The organism is Reinekea sp. (genome assembly GCF_046710285.1).
Lineage (GTDB): Bacteria > Pseudomonadota > Gammaproteobacteria > Pseudomonadales > Natronospirillaceae > Reinekea.
In genome coordinates this window covers 50394-70857 of the sequence record NZ_JBKEGY010000014.1, presented here as the reverse complement: position 1 = coordinate 70857, position 20464 = coordinate 50394, and the positions used below count along the sequence as shown (strand labels likewise).

14 protein-coding genes are annotated in these 20464 nt (G+C 40.5%); 10 read left to right on the top strand and 4 right to left on the bottom strand.

Going from position 1 to position 20464, the window contains the following annotated elements:
* The first annotated feature begins 163 nt into the window (after positions 1-163).
* The 3 genes from ACI882_RS11195 (at position 164) to ACI882_RS11185 (ending at position 5515) form a co-directional block, all read left to right on the top strand.
* Positions 164-3502: an MHYT domain-containing protein gene (locus tag ACI882_RS11195; protein ID WP_411746826.1), complete on the top strand. Its 3339-nt coding sequence runs from the start codon at positions 164-166 to the stop codon at positions 3500-3502.
* Positions 3503-3519: 17 nt separating this feature from the next.
* Complete coding sequence (locus ACI882_RS11190; protein WP_411746825.1) at positions 3520-4503, top strand: two-component system response regulator; 984 nt, start codon at positions 3520-3522, stop codon at positions 4501-4503.
* Between the two features lie 295 nt (positions 4504-4798).
* Positions 4799-5515, top strand: a complete 717-nt coding sequence (locus ACI882_RS11185) for a YebC/PmpR family DNA-binding transcriptional regulator (RefSeq protein WP_411746824.1) — start codon at positions 4799-4801, stop codon at positions 5513-5515.
* Between the two features lie 50 nt (positions 5516-5565).
* On the opposite strand, the gene ACI882_RS11180 is transcribed toward ACI882_RS11185, so the two are convergent.
* On the bottom strand, positions 5566-6018 hold the full coding sequence (locus ACI882_RS11180) for a hypothetical protein (protein WP_411746823.1): 453 nt from the start codon (positions 6016-6018) through the stop codon (positions 5566-5568).
* Positions 6019-6114: 96 nt separating this feature from the next.
* Between ACI882_RS11180 and ACI882_RS11175 the strand changes: the two genes are divergently transcribed.
* Together ACI882_RS11175 and ACI882_RS11170 are read left to right on the top strand one after the other, a co-directional pair.
* Entirely contained in the window at positions 6115-6900 is a 786-nt protein-coding gene (locus ACI882_RS11175; protein WP_411748483.1) for a phytanoyl-CoA dioxygenase family protein, read from the top strand.
* Entirely contained in the window at positions 6901-7269 is a 369-nt protein-coding gene (locus tag ACI882_RS11170) for a YbaN family protein (RefSeq protein ID WP_411746707.1), read from the top strand.
* A 41-nt stretch (positions 7270-7310) separates the two neighbouring features.
* Here ACI882_RS11170 and ACI882_RS11165 read toward each other — a convergent pair whose 3' ends face one another.
* From ACI882_RS11165 to ACI882_RS11155, 3 genes are all read right to left on the bottom strand, one after another.
* On the bottom strand, positions 7311-7757 hold the full coding sequence (locus ACI882_RS11165) for a DUF934 domain-containing protein (protein ID WP_411746706.1): 447 nt from the start codon (positions 7755-7757) through the stop codon (positions 7311-7313).
* A complete protein-coding gene (locus tag ACI882_RS11160) occupies positions 7741-9402 on the bottom strand; it encodes a nitrite/sulfite reductase (RefSeq protein ID WP_411746705.1) in 1662 nt (553 codons plus the stop codon). The genes ACI882_RS11165 and ACI882_RS11160 overlap by 17 nt, the downstream gene beginning before the upstream one ends.
* Positions 9403-9787: 385 nt before the next feature.
* Positions 9788-9991, bottom strand: a complete 204-nt coding sequence (locus tag ACI882_RS11155) for a DUF2970 domain-containing protein (protein WP_411746704.1) — start codon at positions 9989-9991, stop codon at positions 9788-9790.
* Between the two features lie 170 nt (positions 9992-10161).
* On the opposite strand from ACI882_RS11155, the gene ACI882_RS11150 reads away from it, so the two are divergent.
* The 5 genes from ACI882_RS11150 (at position 10162) to ACI882_RS11130 (ending at position 20185) form a co-directional block, all read left to right on the top strand.
* Positions 10162-14979 carry an NAD-glutamate dehydrogenase gene (locus ACI882_RS11150; RefSeq protein ID WP_411746703.1) on the top strand — a complete coding sequence of 1606 codons (4818 nt, stop codon included), beginning with the start codon at positions 10162-10164 and terminating at the stop codon, positions 14977-14979.
* Between the two features lie 350 nt (positions 14980-15329).
* Positions 15330-17513: an InlB B-repeat-containing protein gene (locus ACI882_RS11145; RefSeq protein WP_411745639.1), complete on the top strand. Its 2184-nt coding sequence runs from the start codon at positions 15330-15332 to the stop codon at positions 17511-17513.
* A gap of 127 nt (positions 17514-17640) precedes the next feature.
* Entirely contained in the window at positions 17641-18051 is a 411-nt protein-coding gene (locus ACI882_RS11140; RefSeq protein ID WP_411745638.1) for a hypothetical protein, read from the top strand.
* 356 nt (positions 18052-18407) lie between these two features.
* Entirely contained in the window at positions 18408-18998 is a 591-nt protein-coding gene (locus ACI882_RS11135; RefSeq protein WP_411748482.1) for an ANTAR domain-containing response regulator, read from the top strand.
* The gene (locus tag ACI882_RS11130; protein ID WP_411745636.1) at positions 18995-20185 is read left to right on the top strand and encodes a CmpA/NrtA family ABC transporter substrate-binding protein; all 1191 of its coding nucleotides are present in this window, start codon (positions 18995-18997) and stop codon (positions 20183-20185) included. The genes ACI882_RS11135 and ACI882_RS11130 overlap by 4 nt, the downstream gene beginning before the upstream one ends.
* The last annotated feature ends 279 nt before the right edge of the window (positions 20186-20464 follow it).

Sequence of the window (20464 nt, the reverse complement as noted above, 5' to 3'; positions counted from 1 at the left end):
AGCATTCTTTAACTATGCTTTAGATTAAAGAGTACTCATTGTGTCAGCGAAAATTTTGCTACTTTATTTCTGGTGCATTGTTTTAAGACTATTCTAGATATTCAGCTTATGGCTAATTGCTTATAGCTCGATTTAAAATGTATATTTCAGGTGCAGAGGTAGAATGATTAACCAATTTATCGAGTTATTCAAATATTCAAACAGTAGTTTATTTGCAGTCTCAACATATGATCCATGGCTAGTGATACTTTCAATTTCAATAGCCATCTTAGCTTCATTCATGGGTTTTCAAGTTGCCAGTCAGGCTGCTGCTGCGAATGGGTTTCGTAAGCATATCTCACTTTTAGTAGGTAGTTTTGCACTGGGCGGTGGTGTTTGGTCAATGCACTTTATCGGTATGTTAGCCCTAGATATTTGTACAGATGTGTCTTATCGATTCGATATTACTGTTATATCGGTATTCCCGGCCATCGCTGCATCATGGGTCGCCTTAAATATAATTACTAAAGATAATATTAAACTATTTCAGCTTGTCATTGGTGGCGTATTGGTTGGTGCAGGAATAGGCACTATGCATTACGTGGGTATGGCTGCAATGGAAATGGCGGTATATTTGAGATACAACCTACTCATGTTTCTTGCCTCTATTTTAGTTGCAGTCATTTTAGCGATCTTGGCACTTTGGATAAGCTTTGGGTTAGATAAATTCGGAAATATAAGCCTTCGCCGAAGTACCAAAATTTTAATATCAAGCGTTGTTATGGGCGCCGCTATTTCAGGCATGCATTATACAGGCATGGTTGCGGCACGGTTCGTTTTACCTCCAGGGCTTGAGCTTTCGCAGCAAACAAGCCAGATATCACTGTATTTAGCCTTAGGTATTACTGCTTTAACGGTATCAATAATTGGTTTAGTTTTAGCGGCAAATATGGTCTTTGGTTATAAAGATAAGTCTGCTATTGCTCGACGAAATGAAAAACGACTTACTGCAACAATGGATACTGCAGCTGATGGAATAATTACCATTGATGTAAATGGCATTATTATTAGTGTGAATAAGGCCGTAACCGATATTCTGGACTGGCAAGAAAATGAGTTGCTAGGTTGCAATGTAAATATGATTGTTCCAGATCCATACCATCACGGTCATGACCAATATATTAAAAATTACGTTGACTCCCGTGTTCCTAAAATTATTGGAACAGGTAGAGAAGTTGAAGCGTTAGCAAAGTCAGGTGATAGAATCCCCGTGAGACTGAGTATCGGTCAGGTTGAACTGAATGAGGAGCTTTTATTCGTTGCATTTTTATCTGACCTTCGAGAACGTCGAAAAATGGAAGCTGAAATCAGAAAAAATGAAACTCAAATTAATGCTTTACTAACCAATATCCCTGGTATCGCCTATCGGTGTATTGATAGCCCTGGATGGCCGAATATTTTTATAAATGATGAAGTAGAAAATATTATTGGTTACCCCAAAGAAGATTTTTTATTACCCAACCCCATACGCAGTATTAACGAGTTCGTACATCCTGAAGACGTTCATATTATAGAAGCTACAGACTTACGTCATCCAGAAGGTTATCAGATAGAGTTTAGACTGATTGATCGATTCAAAAATGTTAAGTGGATGCTAGGTTATGGTCGGGCGACTAAAGCTGAAGGGTCAGATACATATTTTCTCGATGGCTTTATTATGGATATTAGTGATAGAAAGCAAATGGAAGTGGAACTTGTTTCGGCAAAAGAAATTGCTGAACAAGCGGCAGAGTCGCGTTCATCCTTTTTAGCGAATATGAGCCACGAAATACGCACTCCTATGAATGCTGTTATTGGCTTCAGCGATATTTTGTTAGATGACGATCTAAGTGCAAGTCAACGAAAACATCTTAATACGATTAATCAATCAGCAAGATCTTTACTGCATATACTCAATGATGTATTAGACAGTGCCAAGTTAGACAAGGGTAAGTTTGAACTTGAGTATCGAGATTTCTTCTTGGTACAAGAAGTTGATACCGTTGTGTCGACATTGTGGCTACAAGCACACAGTAAAAATTTGGAATTAGAATTAAACATGCACCCAGAAGTTCAGGGCCATTTTAATGGTGCGCCAGACCGCATACGCCAAGTTTTAACAAATTTAATTGGAAACGCGATCAAGTTTACTGAGCAAGGTAAGGTTAGCATCGAGATAAAAGTATTGCCTGATGGTTTTGTTTCTTTTGAAATAAGCGACAGCGGTATTGGAATGACCCCTGCACAATTAGAGACGATATTTGATGCCTTTTCACAAGCCGATGAGTCCATGAGTCGACGATTTGGTGGCACTGGCTTAGGTACGACTATTAGTAAGCAGCTTGTCGAGTTGATGGGAGGCTATATTCATGCAACCAGTGTTGAAGCTAAGGGCTCGGTGTTCACATTCTATTTACCACTTCAACCCGTAGAAGCCACCAAAGCAACTACGCCAAGCCTTAGTGCTTTCCAATTGCCTGCGTTGAAAATACTAATCGTAGATGATATTGAGCAAAATATAGACTTGCTAACACTGCTACTGGAACGAGATGGACATACAGTTTTTTCTGCAATGGATGGAAAAAAAGCGTTAATTGAAATGCGAAAGCACGTCCTTGACCTCGTTTTAATGGACATTCAAATGCCAATTATGGATGGTTTGACTGCCGCTAGGGAGAGACGACTTTATGAAACAAGTAACGCATTAGCTAGATTACCGATTATTGCGTTAACCGCTAGCGTGTTACCTCAAGACCGAGTATCAGCAGAGCAGGCAGGTATGGATGGTTTTGCAAATAAACCTATTGACATGCGTCAGCTGAATAATGAAATTGGAAAAGTATTTAATTTGACAGAGCATTTACAAATTGAACCAGAGCAAATAGATAAAACTGCTCTGATTGTGAATGTTGAGCAAGGGATTCAACTGTGGGGTTCCAAGACTAGCCTTTATACAGAGGTTGTCCGGTTTACGAATCAAGCGGAAAAAGAATTATTCAATTTGCATGAAGCTCTCAAGGCAAATGATTTTCAAAAGCTAGAGCAACTCGCACACCAATATAAAGGTGGGGCGGGGAACTTAGCCTTAAATCGATTGCTGGAAGCCTTAAATGTGTTAGACGAATCAAGTAGAGCTCGAGATTTCGAATTGTGCGCAGAGAATATTGATAAAGTAATCTCTGAATTTAATGCTGTGAAAAATTGTTTAAGTACCCGTAGTGAGAGCATTTCTGGGTATTCAGAACAAAATGACGATATAAGTAAATCGTCCGTTAATGAAGTGATTGATGTGTTACAAATGCTGAGTCGCTTTGTGAGTAATAATGAATTTAATGATGAACTTTTAGACAAGTTGCAAAACCTAGCGCCCGTTAGCCCTCTTGAAATTAATGCCATTGTAGATTTATGTAATAACTTTGAGTTCGAACAGGCTACTGAACGAGTTGATGCCTTATTAACACGACTAAAACAAACTGAGCTATGAAAAATTAGGAGTTTACAGTGCAGGACTCTAGGAAAAAAATATTAGTAGTTGATGATGAACCAACTAATCTACGAGTACTAAATCAATTATTAAGTGATCACTATAAATTAATATTTGCCAAAAGTGGTAAAGAAGCTTTGCGACTGGTTGAGAAAGATCGCCCAAATTTAATTTTGCTAGATGTGATGATGCCTGATCTAACCGGCTACGATGTATGTGAGCAGCTAAAGAAAGATAGTGACCTTAAAGCGATACCGGTCATATTCATTACAGCCTTAAATGATCCAGGTGATGAAGCCAAAGGCTTGGAGCTAGGTGCAGTTGACTATATTTCTAAACCCATCTCACCTGCTGTGGTTAAAGCACGGGTTAAAACGCACCTATCATTAGTCGATGCAGATGAACTTAGAAAAACACGTCTACAAGTTATTCAACGCCTCGGTAGAGCATCAGAATATAAAGACAATGAAACGGGCATGCACGTAATGCGAATGAGTTATTACGCTAAAGTCATAGCTTTAAAGCTAGGTTTTTCAGATGAAGCAGCGGACAATTTGTTTAACGCTGCTCCAATGCACGATATCGGTAAAATAGGTATCCCAGATGCAATAATGCTCAAACCGGGTAAGCTCACCCAAGAAGAATTTGCAGTTATGAAAACTCACCCTGAAATTGGAGCTGAAATCTTGGGTGAGTCAGATTCCGACTTAATTGCCTTAGCAAAGATAGTCTCAATGACGCACCATGAAAAATACGATGGCTCAGGGTATCCAAACCAACTAGTGGGTGAAAATATCCCCATTGAAGGTCGAATTGTTGCATTGGCGGATGTATTTGATGCGCTAACCAGCATAAGGCCCTATAAAGAAGCATGGACGGTAGAAAGGGCAATGGAGCTTATACACAACGAGAAAGGCAAACACTTTGACCCACATCTAGTTGATATATTTACAAGCCAACTAGAAGAAATTTTAGAAATTAAAGAGCGCTGGAAAGACTAGTAAGTTACTGCTGTCCCATAGTTGAGAAGCGGCCCATTGCTTGGAATTTGGGTGTTTGAAACATGGATGTTTCAATCAAGCCCCCATGGAAGGGTTTACGGCGACCGAAATTTCAAGTAATAGGTCGCTGAACTCCGCGTATTCACTAAGATATTTGTGGGACAGCAGTGACTAATAAGTGCCTTTTTATTATGGCTGAGCACAGTTTAATCTTAAGTTTAATGTAGAAACCGCTAGTGTGATGCCGTTAAGTTTTATAAAATCGCGCGATTAACTTATTTTATGGTGCAATTTCATGGGCAGAGCCTACCAAAACCGCAAAGAGTCGATGGCTAAAACGTCTGATATGAAGGCTAAAATATATAGCCGTTACAGTCGTGAAATATATATGTGTGCTAAAACGGGCGGTACTGAACTTACCGGCAATTTGACCTTGGCTTCTTTAATAGACCGAGCTAAAAAAGAACAGGTACCAGCACACGTTATTGATAAGGCGATAGATAAAGCCGCAGGCGGGGGCGGTGAAGACTTTGCAGTAGCCCGTTACGAAGGCTTCGGTCCCGGCAATACAATGGTCATTGTAGATTGCCTAACAGACAACCCAAACCGCACCTTTGGTGATGTTCGAACTTGCTTTAACAAAGCTAAAACAAAACTAGGCGGGCAGGGGTCCGTAAGTCATATGTTTGACCACAGTGCTATTTTTTCGTTTGCGGGTGAAGATGAAGAAGCAGTGCTAGAAGTGCTGATGGAAGCAGATGTTGATGTATCTGACATTGAAGTTGAAGACGACAAAATAACTGTTTTTGCACCTAATACAGAATACGCAAAAGTACGCCAAGCGTTAAAAGATGCATACGAAGGTATTGAGTTTGATGTTGAAGAAGTGCAATTCGTACCTCAAATGTTAACAAAGGTTGAAGGTGAAGAACTGGAGCTGTTTGATAAATTCATAGATATGCTGAACTTCTTAGATGATGTTCAAAACGTATTTCACAACGCTGAAATATAATTAGCTTCACGTCAAACCAGCCTTTTTGCCAAATTGGCTGGTAACACCCACTAAAAACTCATTTCTAATTGCTCACTAGAGGTTGTTCTTTTTTCAAACACCAGTGTTTGGCATAAAGGAGTCTCTAAGTCATCGTCTTTTAAAATACTGGGTACTTCCGTGTGATGAGTTGACCAAATAGCCACTAAGCCGCTTTTACCATTGAGAACACATTGTTCAATACATTGCTGTTTAAGCGCAGCCGATTTACCATTAAGACGCACAACCCGAACGGCATAGTGGCCAAGCCCAATTTTAGTTAAATGGTGTTTATTGGGTAAAAAAGGCGGATCTATTAATGTAATCCAAAGGCCTGAGTTTGTAACATGACGAATACCCTCTACCAAATAGTGAAATTGATTAAGCAGAGGCGAACAGTAGTCAAAAAACCTTAACGCACGGCGAGGTTTAGGTGCCTGAACGATTTGCGTCAGATATTGGCTTTGTACTAGTTGTGTTGTCATAATAGTTACCTTACTACTGTTTGTTTATCCAGTAGGTGTATTTATATACAGTGTTTCGTTTGTTGTCAAAGATCTTTTTTAAAAAGGACATTCTTTTTGTACGATAATTTCCCGCTCAGTGTTCAAGAGTTAGAGCAATTTCGCCTTAATGGTTACGTAGTGAAAAAACAATTGATCGGTTCTGATGCGCTTCTAAAAGCTAAGCAGTTAGGTCAAGAGTGGTTCACCAAGCAGTCAGAGCCGTTAGAGTTAGAAGCGGTTGTTGGCTATCCTGGCGCACCAGAGTCAATAGGGAGCAAAGGAGGCCAAACTATTCGGCGGATACTGTCTATTGTTTCTAGAGACCCTCATATTGAGCATTTGGCAACGGGTGGCGCTATCGCAGCTGCGTTAGAGCAGCTTTTTGAAGGTAAAACCCCTGTTTCGTTGAATCAAAGTCACCATAATTGTTTAATGACTAAAGCTCCCAGTTTTAGCAGCGACACTCACTGGCATCAGGATGTTCGCTATTGGAATTTTGAAAGTCCGAATTTAATTAGTGCTTGGCTTGCGCTAGGTGATGAAAATGCCAATAACGGGGCTCTTCAGGTTATCCCTGGAAGTCACAGGGTAATATTTGAAGCTGATCAGTTTGATGCTCACAAGTTCTTTAAATCAGGGGTAAAAGCGAACTTACTTTGGATAAATAAAGCCGAGCAATTAAAGCTGGAGGCTGGTGATGTATTGTTCTTTGATAGTCGCTTGTTACATCAAGCTTCGCGTAATAGTTCCACCGAAGTAAAGTTTTCTATGGTTTTTACTTATCATGATGCAGTAAACAGACCTATATCGAATACACGCTCGTCACGTTTACCTGAAATAGCTATAAAAGTTGATATTTAGTTGAAAGTATTACTTTTGATTTTGGGCTGCTTGTTCGTTTTATTGGGTGCAATCGGAGTAGTTATGCCAGTTTTGCCGACGACACCCTTTATGATATTGGCGGCGGCTTGCTTTGCTAAATCATCCCCGCGTTTTCACTATTGGCTTTTGACGAATAAAGTTTTTGGACCCCTAATCAACAATTGGAATTCTGAGCGATTTATAGAACCCAATACAAAATTGCGCGCCTTAATCATAATTTGTATTACATTTTCTGTATCAATTTTTGTTGTTGATATAAATAAACTTAGAATCATGTTGCTGGTTATTTGGGCTGTTTGTACTGTTTGCGTTGCAAGCTTGCCTACAATACCTAGGTCAAAGCGGTGAAATTTATAAAAGCCCAATTTTGGAAACGGGCTTTTATTTAACTAGCGTCTACGAAAGTATGGGCGCTTTTCAATGGAATCAGACTGATACTTATTTGTCATTGCCTCGCTTATATTCATTGCTATGTCTTTGTCTTCTTCACTGCGACACGCGAACGAACTAAATCCACAGCGAGTTAGGAAGGCCACTTGGTCGGGAATGAAGTCTCCCATAGCGCGTATATCCCCTTTATAGCCCAAAGTATCACGCAGGTTGCGCGCTTCAGAAAAAGCGCGGCCATCTGTAAATTTTGAGAAGTTAAAAGCAATGATATCTAGCTGGTCTAAATTTAAGTTCGCCTCTAAAACTGATTCATTTTCTTTAATTAAAATACCGACAGGGTCAGAATGTACCTTTGTATCAGCGTTATTAGACAGCCATTGTGCTAGAGGAATCAAGTTGTCGGGGTTGATATTTATTGCCTGTTCTAACTTAATGAGATGCTGCATATACGCGCTCCTTAAAAGTCGCAACTTCAACACGATGTACAAAATCTATAAAGGGCTCTTCAGGCTCACGACTTTCAACATAAACATCGATTATCTTTTGAATAACCGAAGGAACTTCATCTGCTCTAAATGAAGGCCCGAGTATTTTACCTATGCGCGCGTTTTGGCCGCTATCTCCGCCTAAAGAAACTTGATAAAACTCAGTCCCTTTTTTGTCAACGCCTAAAATACCAATATGGCCAATATGATGGTGACCACAAGCATTCATACAGCCTGAAATATTTAAGTCCAAATCGCCCAAATCATAAATATAATCTAAATCGTCAAACTGCCGCTTGATGGCTTCGGCAATGGGCAGTGACTTTGCATTGGCTAGAGCGCAATAGTCTCCTCCTGGGCAGCAAATAACATCTAATAGGGTATCTACAGTAGGGTCTGCGAAACCTAATGCTTCAAGTTGCTGCCAAAGCGTGAATAAATCTTGCTGTCTGACGTCGGCTAAAATAGCATTTTGTTGGTGACTGACTCTGAGTTCACCAAATGAAAACTGATCAGCGATGTCAGCAAGACTGTCTAGTTGAGTTGAGGTGATATCACCTGGTGCATGGCCTGGTTTTTTGACTGATACTGTGACCGCGGCATAGCCAGGTTTTTTATGGGCTTCAATGTTGTGGCTTAGCCAGTTATCGAACTCTTTATGTTCAAAGCGTAATTGCGCAAGGGCGCTGGTCTCGTCTTGAAGTTGCTCATAGCTAGGATCTATAAAATGCTGACTAACACGCTCTATTTCTTCATCGGTTAATCGATCTTGGCTGGCTATAATAGGCTGCCATTCGTTTTCAACCGCTGCCTGGAAAGCTTCTACGCCCATTGCCTTGACCAAAATTTTGATACGAGCCTTGTATTTGTTATCGCGCCGGCCTTTTAAGTTGTAAACCCTTAAAATTGCGTTCAAGTAAGTCAGTAAGTCATGCTTTGGCAAAAATGACTTGATCTCTTGACCTACCACAGGGGTACGGCCTAGACCGCCGCCAACGAATACTTGAAAACCAACTTCATCTAGCTCATTTTTAACCAGCTGCAAACCAATGTCGTGGAAACGAATGGTTGCACGATCTACATTAGGGCTGCCATTTACGGCAATTTTAAATTTACGGGGTAAGTAAGCAAACTCAGGATGAAGTGTTGACCATTGGCGAATAAGTTCACACCAAGGACGAGAATCGGCAACTTCATCTGCGACTACTCCGGCAAATTGGTCAGTTGTGGTGTTTCGAATGCAGTTACCCGAAGTTTGAATATTATGCATCTGTACTTCGGCTAATTCGCCCAATATATCCGGTACGTCTTTTAACTCAGGCCAGTTTAATTGAATGTTCTGACGCGTAGTAAAATGGGCGTAGCCTTTGTCGTATACACGGGTGATATGAGCAATTTTACGCAGTTGCTTTGTGTTAATAAGCCCATACGGTACGGCTATTCGTAACATAGGCGCGTGCCGCTGAATATATAGGCCATTTTGTAACCTTAATGGCAGGAATTCATCAGGCTTTAGCTGTCCTGCAAGGAATCGGTTAGTTTGGTCCCGAAACTGCTCGACACGCTGATCAACCAATTGCTGATCATACGAATCATACACGTACATGAGTCTTCCTCGAATAGTGAGATTTTAATAAGAGGATCACTATACCTAAGGTGTCTTATACTATGAATGATTATATATTCATGATTTTATTCCATACTGTTATATGCATTGGGTTGCACCCAGCCACAAAAGCCGATTAAATGTCCTGATTAGTCAATGATTGACTAACTTAATAACAATACAAAAAAGATTTAGGAGAGGGTATGGCTTCTGGAAAGTCTCGTTTTACCGATTCACAGGCCGATGCAATTGCAGCGGTTGTTGTCGTTCTAACCGTTGTTGCTACAGCAGTGTTTTGGGTAGCGACCGTATAATAAGTGGTCAAGTGATCAAGTTTAAACAAAAGGCGGTTTTACCGCCTTTTGTCTGTCTGGCAACTGGTATATTAAGTTACGATCGTTACCAAGAGTATAAGCCCGCCTACAAAAGCAGCCGTAAATATAATCCCGCCAATTATAAATGGCCAAATACTAGTACTTTGAAAATCTTCGATTCGGTTTTTCTCACTCTGTACCCCTATAGCAGCAGAAAGCACGCTTTTAAAAACACGCCATACTGTGGGCTTGTTAACTTTTTCTACTTCATTCATTTCTTACACCTTTCAAAAATGCGACAAAAGAGCCTTAGTTGCGACAGTTTTCACTCTATTACATAAATGTACCATGCTAGAGCTGGTTTATTACTAGAGAATACTAGATATTGGACTAGCATATTAACTATCTGCCCAATTTCGCAGCAAAAAAAACAATAGAGGTCTATATGACAAATTCGGTTGCCTCCAATCGTAAAGAATTATTGGAAACTTTATACCAGCGTTTATTATCAAATTTCCCCAAGAAGCATCATGTCGATTTAAAAACGCTTATCGAGCAGCTATTTAAGCACGCTTCGATGCGCGATTTATCCAGTTATGAACTACCGGATTTAGCAGGAATGGTAGTGACTCTGTGGCGCACGCTGCAGAATAAAAGCATCAAGAAGGCTAATGTTGAAGTCATAAACCCGAGTGTAGAAGAGCATGAATGGCAGAGCGCTCATTCTATTGTGACCATTTTAAACGACGAAGCGCCTTTTGTCATAGATTCAGCACGCCTTGCTCTAACTAGCTTAGATATCAATATTCATGCAATTTTTTACGGTAGCTTCAATATAGAGCGCGATAAACAAGGTAATTTTGTTAAGTTCTCAGACCAGGGCAATAAAGAACTCTTGTTGTGCCTTGAGATGGACCGTACAACCGTACAAGAACAGCGTCAACAGGTAGAGACATCGTTATTTGAAGTGCTTGAAGATGTGGGCTATGTCGTTGAAGACTTTCCAGCCATGCTAGAAAAAACAAATATGGTTAAGCAAGCATTTAAGAGTGACCATTATCCGTTTGACAAAAAAGTTATGGATGAAGCAACAGTGTTCATGGAATGGATGGCTGAAAACCACTTTAGTTTTTTAGCTTTCGACGAATATGAAATTGATGGTGATGTAGTAAAACAAGTGAAGGGAACAGCACTTGGGCTATTTAAGAAGACAAGCAAGCGACGTGAAGAAGTTATTTCAGAAATGACTGAGCATCGTAAAGAACATGTTTTCAAACAAGAATTGATGATTTTCTCGAAATCAGGGCGCCGTTCTTCTGTACATCGTCCCGCTTATTCAGACTATGTTTTAGTTAAAAAATTCGATAAAAACGGTAAGGTCATTGGCGGATACCGCTTCTTAGGGTTGTACACCTCATCTGTATATAACGAAACAGCCAAAGATATCCCAGTGGTTCGTACTAAGATTTCTGAAGTTATTAAAAACAGTGGCTACAGCGAAGGCTCTCACGCCTATAAAGAATTCTCCGCCATTCTGTATACCTTGCCTCGCGATGAACTAATTCAGAGTAGCAATGACCAACTATTAAATGTCACCAATGAAATTTTATCTATTCAAGAGCGCAAGCAAATTCGTTTATTCTTACGTAAAGATGCGTATGGAAAGTTCTTAAATGCCATTGTTTACATGCCTCGTGATATTTTTAACACAGAATTACGTATTAAAGTTCACAACTTACTTGCTGAAAATTTTGATGTAGAGGGTTCAGATTTTACTTCTTATTTTAGTGAATCCGTATTAGCGCGTACTCGCTTTGTATTTAAATTGGCAAAGCCAATTGACGAGATGCCTGATATACAGCGGCTGGAGAATAAAATTGTTCAATTGGCACGACGTTGGACTGATGAACTTCAACAGGCATTAGTCGAAGCCTTTGGTGAAGAAAAAGGTATTCGACTATATCAACAGTATGAAAATTCATTCCCACCAGGATATGTTGAAGAATACAGCGCGCGAGTTGCCGTTGCAGATATTCAACGCATAGAAAGCCTACAAAAACATAAGACCGATAAAATCGCGCTTAGCTTTTTTAGATCTATGGAGCCAACCGGTAGTGTTCTAAAACTTAAAATATTCAACAAGGGCAATGAATTAATGTTGTCCGATTTAATCCCTGTGTTAGAAAACCTAGGCCTGAAAGTGGTGGATGAATTTCCATTTGATATTGTTCATCCTGTCAATGGCTGTACTTGGATTTATGACTTTAATTTAGTGTACGAGCCAGACTCAGAATTAGACCCGGCAGAATACCGAGATTTATTCTCAAAAGCCTTCCTAAATATTTGGAATGGTCGCTCTGAAAATGACTTGTACAACCAATTGGTTCTACGAGCAAAACTAACTTGGCGTGAAGTAGCTATGTTGCGTGGCTACGCTAAATATATGAAGCAAACTCAGTTTAGCTTAAGTCAAGAATACATTGCAGAAACCTTGATTCAATATACCCAGTTGACCGATCACCTAACGGAATTGTTCTCTGCACGCTTTAACCCTGAAAAGCAAAAGAACAAAACTGCTAGTCAAAACTGGGTTGAGAAAATTGAAGCATTATTAGAGAACGTCAATAACATCAACGAAGATAAAATTATGCGTCGCTACATGGAGCTTATTTTAGCGACATTACGAACTAACTTTTATCAAGAAGATGAGCTAGGGCAACGTAAAGAATATATTAGTATCAAACTAGATCCTTCAAAGGTTACTGATTTACCATTGCCCAAACCAATGTATGAGATTTTTGTTTACTCACCAAAAGTAGAAGGTGTTCATTTACGCGGAGGTAATGTTGCCCGTGGTGGATTGCGTTGGTCAGATCGCAATGAAGACTTCCGAACCGAAGTACTAGGTTTGGTTAAAGCACAGCAAGTTAAGAATGCCGTTATTGTACCGGTGGGTGCAAAGGGTGGTTTTGTTGCCAAACAATTACCCCCAGCTTCAAACCGTGATGCATTTTTTGCGGAAGGCATAGCGTGCTATAAGACCTTCATTCGAGGGTTGTTAGATTTAACCGATAACTTAGTAGACTCTGTCGTTGTGCCACCTAAGCAAGTGGTAAGACATGACAATGATGATCCATACATGGTTGTTGCTGCCGATAAAGGAACCGCAACCTTCTCAGACATTGCCAACGAAGTGGCTAATGAATATGGATTTTGGTTAGGTGATGCGTTTGCCTCTGGTGGCTCTTTTGGTTACGACCATAAAGGTATGGGCATCACCGCACGTGGCGCATGGGTCAGTGTTCAGCGACACTTCCGAGAACTAGATATCAACGTCCAGACTGAATCCATTTCAGTTATCGGAATCGGTGATATGGCCGGTGATGTATTTGGTAATGGTCTCTTGCGCTCAGAAAAAATCAAAATGGTAGGTGCTTTTAACCATATGCATATATTTGTTGATCCTAGTCCGAACCCGGAAGCAAGCTACAAAGAGCGCGCTCGATTGTTCAAACTGCCGCGCTCAACTTGGGAAGACTACAATGCAGATTTAATTTCCAAAGGCGGTGGTATCTTTAGTCGTAGTGCAAAATCTATTGCGATCAGCAAAGAGATGAAAGAAGTGCTTGGTATAACAGCATCCAAACTATCGCCAACCGAGTTAATCTCGGCCATGTTAAAGGCACCTGTAGATTTAATTTGGAATGGCGGCATTGGCACCTATGTTAAATCAAGCAAAGAAAGCCATGCAGATGTAGGTGATAAAGCTAATGATCCCGTTCGTGTGAACGGTGCCGATTTACGAACCCGAGTCATAGGCGAAGGCGGTAACTTAGGCTTCAGCCAACAAGGACGCATTGAGTATAACCTTAACGGCGGCCGCTGCTTTACAGACTTTATTGATAACGCAGGCGGAGTAGACTGTTCTGACCATGAAGTTAACATGAAAATATTGTTAGACGACATGGTAACCGCAGGTGATATGACAGTTAAACAACGTAACGTAACGTTGCAAGGCTTAACCGATGACGTATCCGCTTTAGTATTGCGCAACAACTACCGTCAAACGCAGGCGTTAGGGGTAGCCATAACCGAATCGAGCTCACGGTTTGAAGAGTACCGTCGATTAATTAACCGTTTTGAAGCAGATGGAAAACTCAACCGTGAACTAGAAAACCTGCCTTCCGATGAGGCGCTGAGCGAACGCAAAGCAAATGGTTTAAGTTTAACCCGTCCAGAATTAGCAATTTTGATTTCGTACGTGAAAGGTGATTTAAAAGAACAATTAGCAGACATGAACTTAGCTGATGATCTTTATATTGCTAAAGCCGTTGAAACAGAGTTCCCTAAACCGATGGTGAAAAAGTTTGGCGCCGCGATACATCAGCACCGACTTAAAAAAGAGATTGTCGCTACGCAGGTTGCTAACGACATGACCAACTACATGGGCATTACCTATTTCAACCGGTTACAAGAAAGCACGGGTGCTTCAGCAGTGGAAGCAGCGAAAGCATACATTGCCGCTCGTGATATTTTTGGCTTACACCAAATATTTGATGACATAGAAGCGCTAGATCATAAAATTCCATGTGATTTGCAAAGCAACATGATGCGCCGGTCCTTACGCATGGTAAGACGCGCAAGCCGTTGGTTAATTAAAAATTACCGTATGGGCATCAACATGGAGCAGGTTGTAAGCCATTATGCAGCGCCTCTGCAGCAGTTGTCTGGCAAACTAGACACCTTGTTGCCTAAGGAAGCGCACGAAGCCTGGATGGCAGATGCTGAAAAAATGGAAGCTGCGGGTGTACCAAAAGAGCTGGCACTAAAAGTAGCTTCATCCGATATACTTTACACCGCCTTAGGTATTGTAGGTGTATCACAAGGTATTGAACGTGATGTGCTAGAGGTTGCCCAAGGTTACTTCATGGTAGGTGACTCTCTCGGCTTAGAGCAGTTTGCACGCCAAGTGAACGACTTAAAAGTGTTCTCTCATTGGCAAGCAATGGCCCGTGAAAGTTTCCGAGATGATTTAGAATGGCAGCAACGTCGCATCACTCAAGGTTTATTCTTCCAAATGGGTGAAAAGGGTCAGCTAGAAGCAACGGTAGAGCAATGGTTGGTTGATAACAATATACTGATCGAGCGGTGGCTGAAGATGATGAACGAAATTCGCGCAGTAGGGGAGCCTGAATTCAGTATGTACAGCGTGGCAACCCGTGAATTACTTGATTTATCACAGGCAACTTTGCCAGAGCAGTAAAATCTGTTAGCACTGATTAGAGTGCCTGACCCTCCGCGCTAGCAAGTAGGCAGGGATAAAGGGAATTAAACTGAAAACGCACCTTTAATGGTGCGTTTTTTTGTCTGCTTAAAAAGCGGTAGTGTGTTAACAGACTGCACCTTTTATTAAAGGAGCTATGTGGGTAATTTTGTGTCAAGTATAGTTTGCTAGACCTTCTGCTATGTACTTCGGCAAAAGTAGGGTAATTAAGTTGTTTCCATTTCACCTAGAGTATTGTTTTTCATGGTTATGCAAACGGTGTCGCATTAGTGAAATGCGTAGTTGATATAAAATGTGGTGAATTAAATATATCGAAGATGCTACGTTAAATGAAGAAGCTCAATTTAGTAACCTTTTTAACACCCATGCTTCTAGCATTCCAAATGGCTATCGCGGCTGATCTTGGAAAAGCAGAATATTCTAATGAATTCATTGAATGTACAGTTGTTGAAGTCGCCATACAGTATGAATCTGGTGTACATGAAACAAAGTATGAGTGCTTTGAAGAAAATATGAGCGGAAAGGTATATTCATTAGAAAGTGCTCAATCTAATTTCTTAACTCAGTTCGAGGCTAAGTCAAAGGTAAGTAATATTGATCAAAATGACTCACGTGTTGTCATGGGTAAAAATGCCAACTCAAGCCAGAACAAAATTACTCTAAACGCCAGATCTTATTATCGCATTCAAGATACTATCATTCTGACTGATGATACCGATTGGTCTATGACCAATTCGCCACCAGATCTCGAATCAATATCAGCTAGGATGAGCTCTGCTAATAGTGGTACAAAGGTTAGCTCAGTTCTCATTGTGCATATTACCGCTAACGATTTCAGTACGTCTGCATCTCCAAGTCGATTGAGTGATTCGGTATTTGGCACCCATGGTGATCCCGTCAATCTTGCGTCTCAGTATGCTGCTTGTTCATACAATGCTCAAACCTTTGTACCCGCAGCAGGAGCGAGTATTGTAGACGGTGTCATCCAAGTAACCATTGATCAAACCGTAAACGGTGTGGAAAACGGCATCGTTGTTAACAAAGCCATTGCCGCGGTTAATCAAAAGCTCGGTGTTGAGGCAAGTAAACTCTATGACTATGTAATGTTCGCCGTGCCAGCTGGAACCCAGGGTGGTTGGATAGCTTACGCTAATATAAACAGTTGGAAGTCAGTGTATAACGACAATTGGGCGACATACGTTAGTGCTCAAATGCATGAGGTTGGTCATAATTTAGGCAGAGCGCATTCTAACGAAGGCAATGTTAATTACGGTGATCAATCTGGAATGATGGGTTTTTCCTACAGTGAAGATGACACCCCAGTTCAGTGCTTTAATGCTTCAAAAAACTCCCGTTTTGGTTGGTATGGTGATAAAAAAATTACCATTACTGACACTTGGAAAGGTAAACTGATTGGCTTATCAGACTACGCCAATTCAACTGAAGACCAAAAAGTAATTCTGCATGTTGAGGATGGTCAATCTTCAGATATGGGATCAATAGACATTGGCTATAATCGGAAAGAAGGCATAAACAAAGGTACAAAAGAGGCGGGTAATCAAGTGTTGGTCGTTAAATCTGCTGAACCTACAGGCTATTCAGAATCTAATCTTATTGCGAAACTTAACTCTGGAGAAAGTTATACTATTCCTGACTTTCAAGATGAAAACTTAGACCTAGTTATCTCAGTTGGAAATTTCATAGTAGATACGAATAATGTTACCTACGCTGACGTATCAGTCACGATAAAAGATACAGCCCAAAAATATTTTGAACTAACAATTGAAAACGGCACCGGTGATGGCAATTACACAGCCGGCGCAACGGTGGGTATCATTGCCGACACCGCTCCAAGTGGCCAAGAATTTGACAAATGGGTATTGAACTCAGGGTCGGCGACCATAGCATCACCAACCAGTTCAAGCACTACTGTTTTAATTGAGTCATCAGATGCTAGAATTTCAGCAACCTACTTAGATTTACCAACTTTAACGGTAGATTTTGGAATCGGAGATGGACGCTATTCACCGGGTAGCTCAGCCGAGATTATCGCCAACTCTCCATTAGCAGGACAAGTCTTTGATCAATGGGTAGTGAGCTCAGGTGACGCAACAATAGACTCACCAACTGATCAAAGCACCCGAGTATGGATAGGGTCAGAAGATTCTACAATTACAGCAACTTACGCTGACTTATCAGCTCTCACTGTAATCGGGGGTTCCGGCGGTGGCAGTTATTTAATGAAAACATCGGTAACTATTGTTGCTGATGCACCTCCAAGTGGTCAGGAGTTTGACCAATGGATAGTCAGTGCAGGAGAGGCAACAATCAACTCAAAAGCGAGTATGAATACCACTGTTACTGTTAATTCAGTCAATACTACAGTAACAGCGACTTATCGTTCAGTTATCAAAATCATTCCAACTTTTGGTGGTTCATTATCGCTACTACCAATGTTAATTGCATTAGTTCTAGTAGCATTCCGATTTAAGCCTATCCATCCGAAAAACTGAGGGTTAAACGAAGTACTTCACGTGGATGAAACGCTAATGGTAACAAGTCGAACATACATCTCGACTGGCTACCATTAGTATCGGAACATAAATATTGTTTAGACAAACATAATAAACTGAGATAGGTATGAAGCAGCCAGTTAGACCTTTTAAGAACACTTTAAAATTGTTGATATTAATATTGACTATTTCCCTTGCTAGCTGTTCGGGTTTAATCGAAGAAGCAGTGGACGCAGCAGCACCGAAAGAAATTGAAGACAAAAATAAAACTAATTTTGATGCACTAACGTGCGAATCCCAGGGTGGTACTGTTGAAAATGTATGCATGCAGAATCAACTATTTTGCATCCAAAGTTATTCCGATGCAGGGAAAACCTGTACTGATAGTTCAGAATGCCTTGGTGATTGCAGGGTAGAAGGTCAGTTTATAGAGGCCAATACTGAAACCTCCGGATTTTGTAGCGCAGATAATAACCCTTGTGGATGCTTTCAAGCTGTGGAGGCGGGCATTGCTGAATATGCGATCTGTGTTGATTAGTATGGCAGGTAAAAGTCACAGTTAACATTTAACAATCTATACGTTCAAATATAATTTACGACAAAGGTAGTTATAACCCCTCCATCACCAAGTCTAAAATCTATTCTAGTAGTTAAACTCACTATCACTTGATCTTTATTTTTCGACTGAAGAGAACCTAAAGTATAATTAGCTCCTAGGAATATCTTTATATTTGACTAGTTAGACCGGAAAATATTCCTTGTTATTTATGTCTCAGTAACATTTACTTGAATCAAACGTATCTTTTGCTTTGTCTAAGTTGAAGTGGATAAACAAAATACCATTTTAATGTACACGACCTATTCTAAGACATTCGAATGAGAAGGAATAATGGATTGACCGAGTTAACGGTAATGTTAGTAGACAATGTGCCTGCTAGGGCTGCCATTGTAGAACAAGCTATGCTAGATAATGGCTATAGGGTCATTCGACGATTAGAAAGTGCAAAGCATTTAACTGTTGCCGTAAATGAGTGCCAGCCCGATATTGTAATTATTGATATCGAATCTCCTGATCGTGATATGTTAGAAAACATGTCACGGCTATCAAAAGATAATCCAAGACCCATCGTAATGTTTGCTGAAGAAGATGATGCTACACATATTGAAGCCGCTATTAGAGCCGGTGTGAGCGCCTATATTGTCGATGGTATGCATCCGAGTCGAGTTAAACCTATCCTACAAGTTGCGGTGGCTAGGTTTCGTGAATTTCAGGCTCTACGTACAGAACTAGAAACAGTAAAGCTGCAGTTAGAAGATCGAAAACTCATTGAGAAAGCAAAAGGACTAATTATGAAACATCAGTCCTGTGATGAGTCGGCTGCTTATAAAGCATTGCGAAAGCTAGCAATGGACAGAAGTCAACGCATGATTGACGTCGCAACAGATGTAATATCAGTAATGGAATTGATGGGAGACAAGAAATGAGCCAGTTTGATAGCCTGTCGGTGACTAATAATCCAGTCGTAAAGTTGGGTTTTATACCCCTAATTGATTGCGCTCCTTTTGTTATTGCTCAAGAAAAAGGCTTTTTTCTTGAGCAGGGTGTTAATGTTCAACTAAATAAAGAAGCATCTTGGGCGAGTATTCGAGATAAGGTTGCTTTTAATTTACTCGATGGCGCACATATGTTGGCATCAATGCCACTCGCGGCCTCGCTAGGTTTAGGTACGGTACGTTCGGCAATGCAAACCAGCTTTACGGTAAGTCACAATGGTAACGGGATAACGGTGGGTAAAAATCTATTTGCGCGCATGCAAGCCTGTGCAAGTGACACCGATGAGTTGCGAAGTGGTAAAGCGCTAAAGCGTGTGATTGAGCAGAATGACAAAAGGACTTTGCGTTTTGCCATTGTTTATCCTTATTCATCGCATAACTATTTACTACGTGATTGGTTAGATTTAGCAGGCATTAATCCTGATAGAGATGTTCAAATTATTGTGGTACCGCCCACTCAAATGATGACCTATTTACAACAGGGGGAAATCGATGGTTATTGTGTCGGTGAACCCTGGAATAGCTTAGCGGTAGAGCAGGGTATAGGCCAAATGTTGGTCACTGGCTATGATGTTTGGGGTAATACACCAGAAAAAGTTTTTGGCGTAAATCAAAAGTGGGCTGAACAAAACCCAGCCGTTCATCAACAGGTGATACGAGCTCTCGACCAGGCTTGTTGTTGGGTTCAAGATCTAGATAATCGCAATGAATTGCTCTCTATTTTAAGTGACTCAGAATATCTAAATTGCACAGTTGATCAATTGCGATACGGTTTTAGTGATGTTAAGCCCAAAGGTGGTTACGATTGGCCTATCGGTGCTAATCATGTGTTTTCAGGTCCAATGACCAACTATCCATCGGCTAACTATGCTTTGTGGATCGTTAGTCAGATGTGGCGTTGGCAACAGCTCGCTCGGCCTGTAGAAATTGTTGCACTGATCAATAATGTTTATCGACAAGATGTTTATTGTTTAGCGCTTGGTCAAACAGCAGATCATTTTCCTTGTGTTATGGACTCAACAAACTTTAATGAATTGGTATGGTTAGATGCAGTAACTAATGGACAAATAGTTATTCATAAAGATGGGATCGTAAGCGGTATCTTTATTAAAGAATAATTGTTTTATTTTGGTGCGTATCATAGTGATCGATTCTCTCTATTGGTGCGCTTTATGTCTTAAATATTAATATTTCAAATGGAACTTGCTCACAACCCTAGATAAATCAAGCTATTAACTATGTGGCACGCAAAATGCTCTATTACTGATACAAGGCTTACTTAATTCCGTAAGCTAACAATCAGAGTTCATACCAAAGCTGGTATTGAATAATAAGGCAAAGGCGCCTAAAGACGAACAAACGTTCGCCTTTAGGTGCCTTTTTTTTGGATTTTAAAA

Bases quoted from the DNA above. Each gene is read 5' to 3' on its own strand.
- ACI882_RS11130 (WP_411745636.1), top strand. From the start codon at position 18,995: ATGAGCCAGTTTGATAGCCTGTCGGTGACTAATAATCCAGTCGTAAAG.
- ACI882_RS11140 (WP_411745638.1), top strand. From the start codon at position 17,641: ATGAAGCAGCCAGTTAGACCTTTTAAGAACACTTTAAAATTGTTGATA.
- ACI882_RS11195 (WP_411746826.1), top strand. From the start codon at position 164: ATGATTAACCAATTTATCGAGTTATTCAAATATTCAAACAGTAGTTTA.
- ACI882_RS11160 (WP_411746705.1), bottom strand. From the start codon at position 9,402: ATGTACGTGTATGATTCGTATGATCAGCAATTGGTTGATCAGCGTGTC.
- ACI882_RS11185 (WP_411746824.1), top strand. From the start codon at position 4,799: ATGGGCAGAGCCTACCAAAACCGCAAAGAGTCGATGGCTAAAACGTCT.
- ACI882_RS11155 (WP_411746704.1), bottom strand. From the start codon at position 9,991: ATGAATGAAGTAGAAAAAGTTAACAAGCCCACAGTATGGCGTGTTTTT.
- ACI882_RS11180 (WP_411746823.1), bottom strand. From the start codon at position 6,018: ATGACAACACAACTAGTACAAAGCCAATATCTGACGCAAATCGTTCAG.
- ACI882_RS11165 (WP_411746706.1), bottom strand. From the start codon at position 7,757: ATGCAGCATCTCATTAAGTTAGAACAGGCAATAAATATCAACCCCGAC.
- ACI882_RS11145 (WP_411745639.1), top strand. From the start codon at position 15,330: ATGAAGAAGCTCAATTTAGTAACCTTTTTAACACCCATGCTTCTAGCA.
- ACI882_RS11150 (WP_411746703.1), top strand. From the start codon at position 10,162: ATGACAAATTCGGTTGCCTCCAATCGTAAAGAATTATTGGAAACTTTA.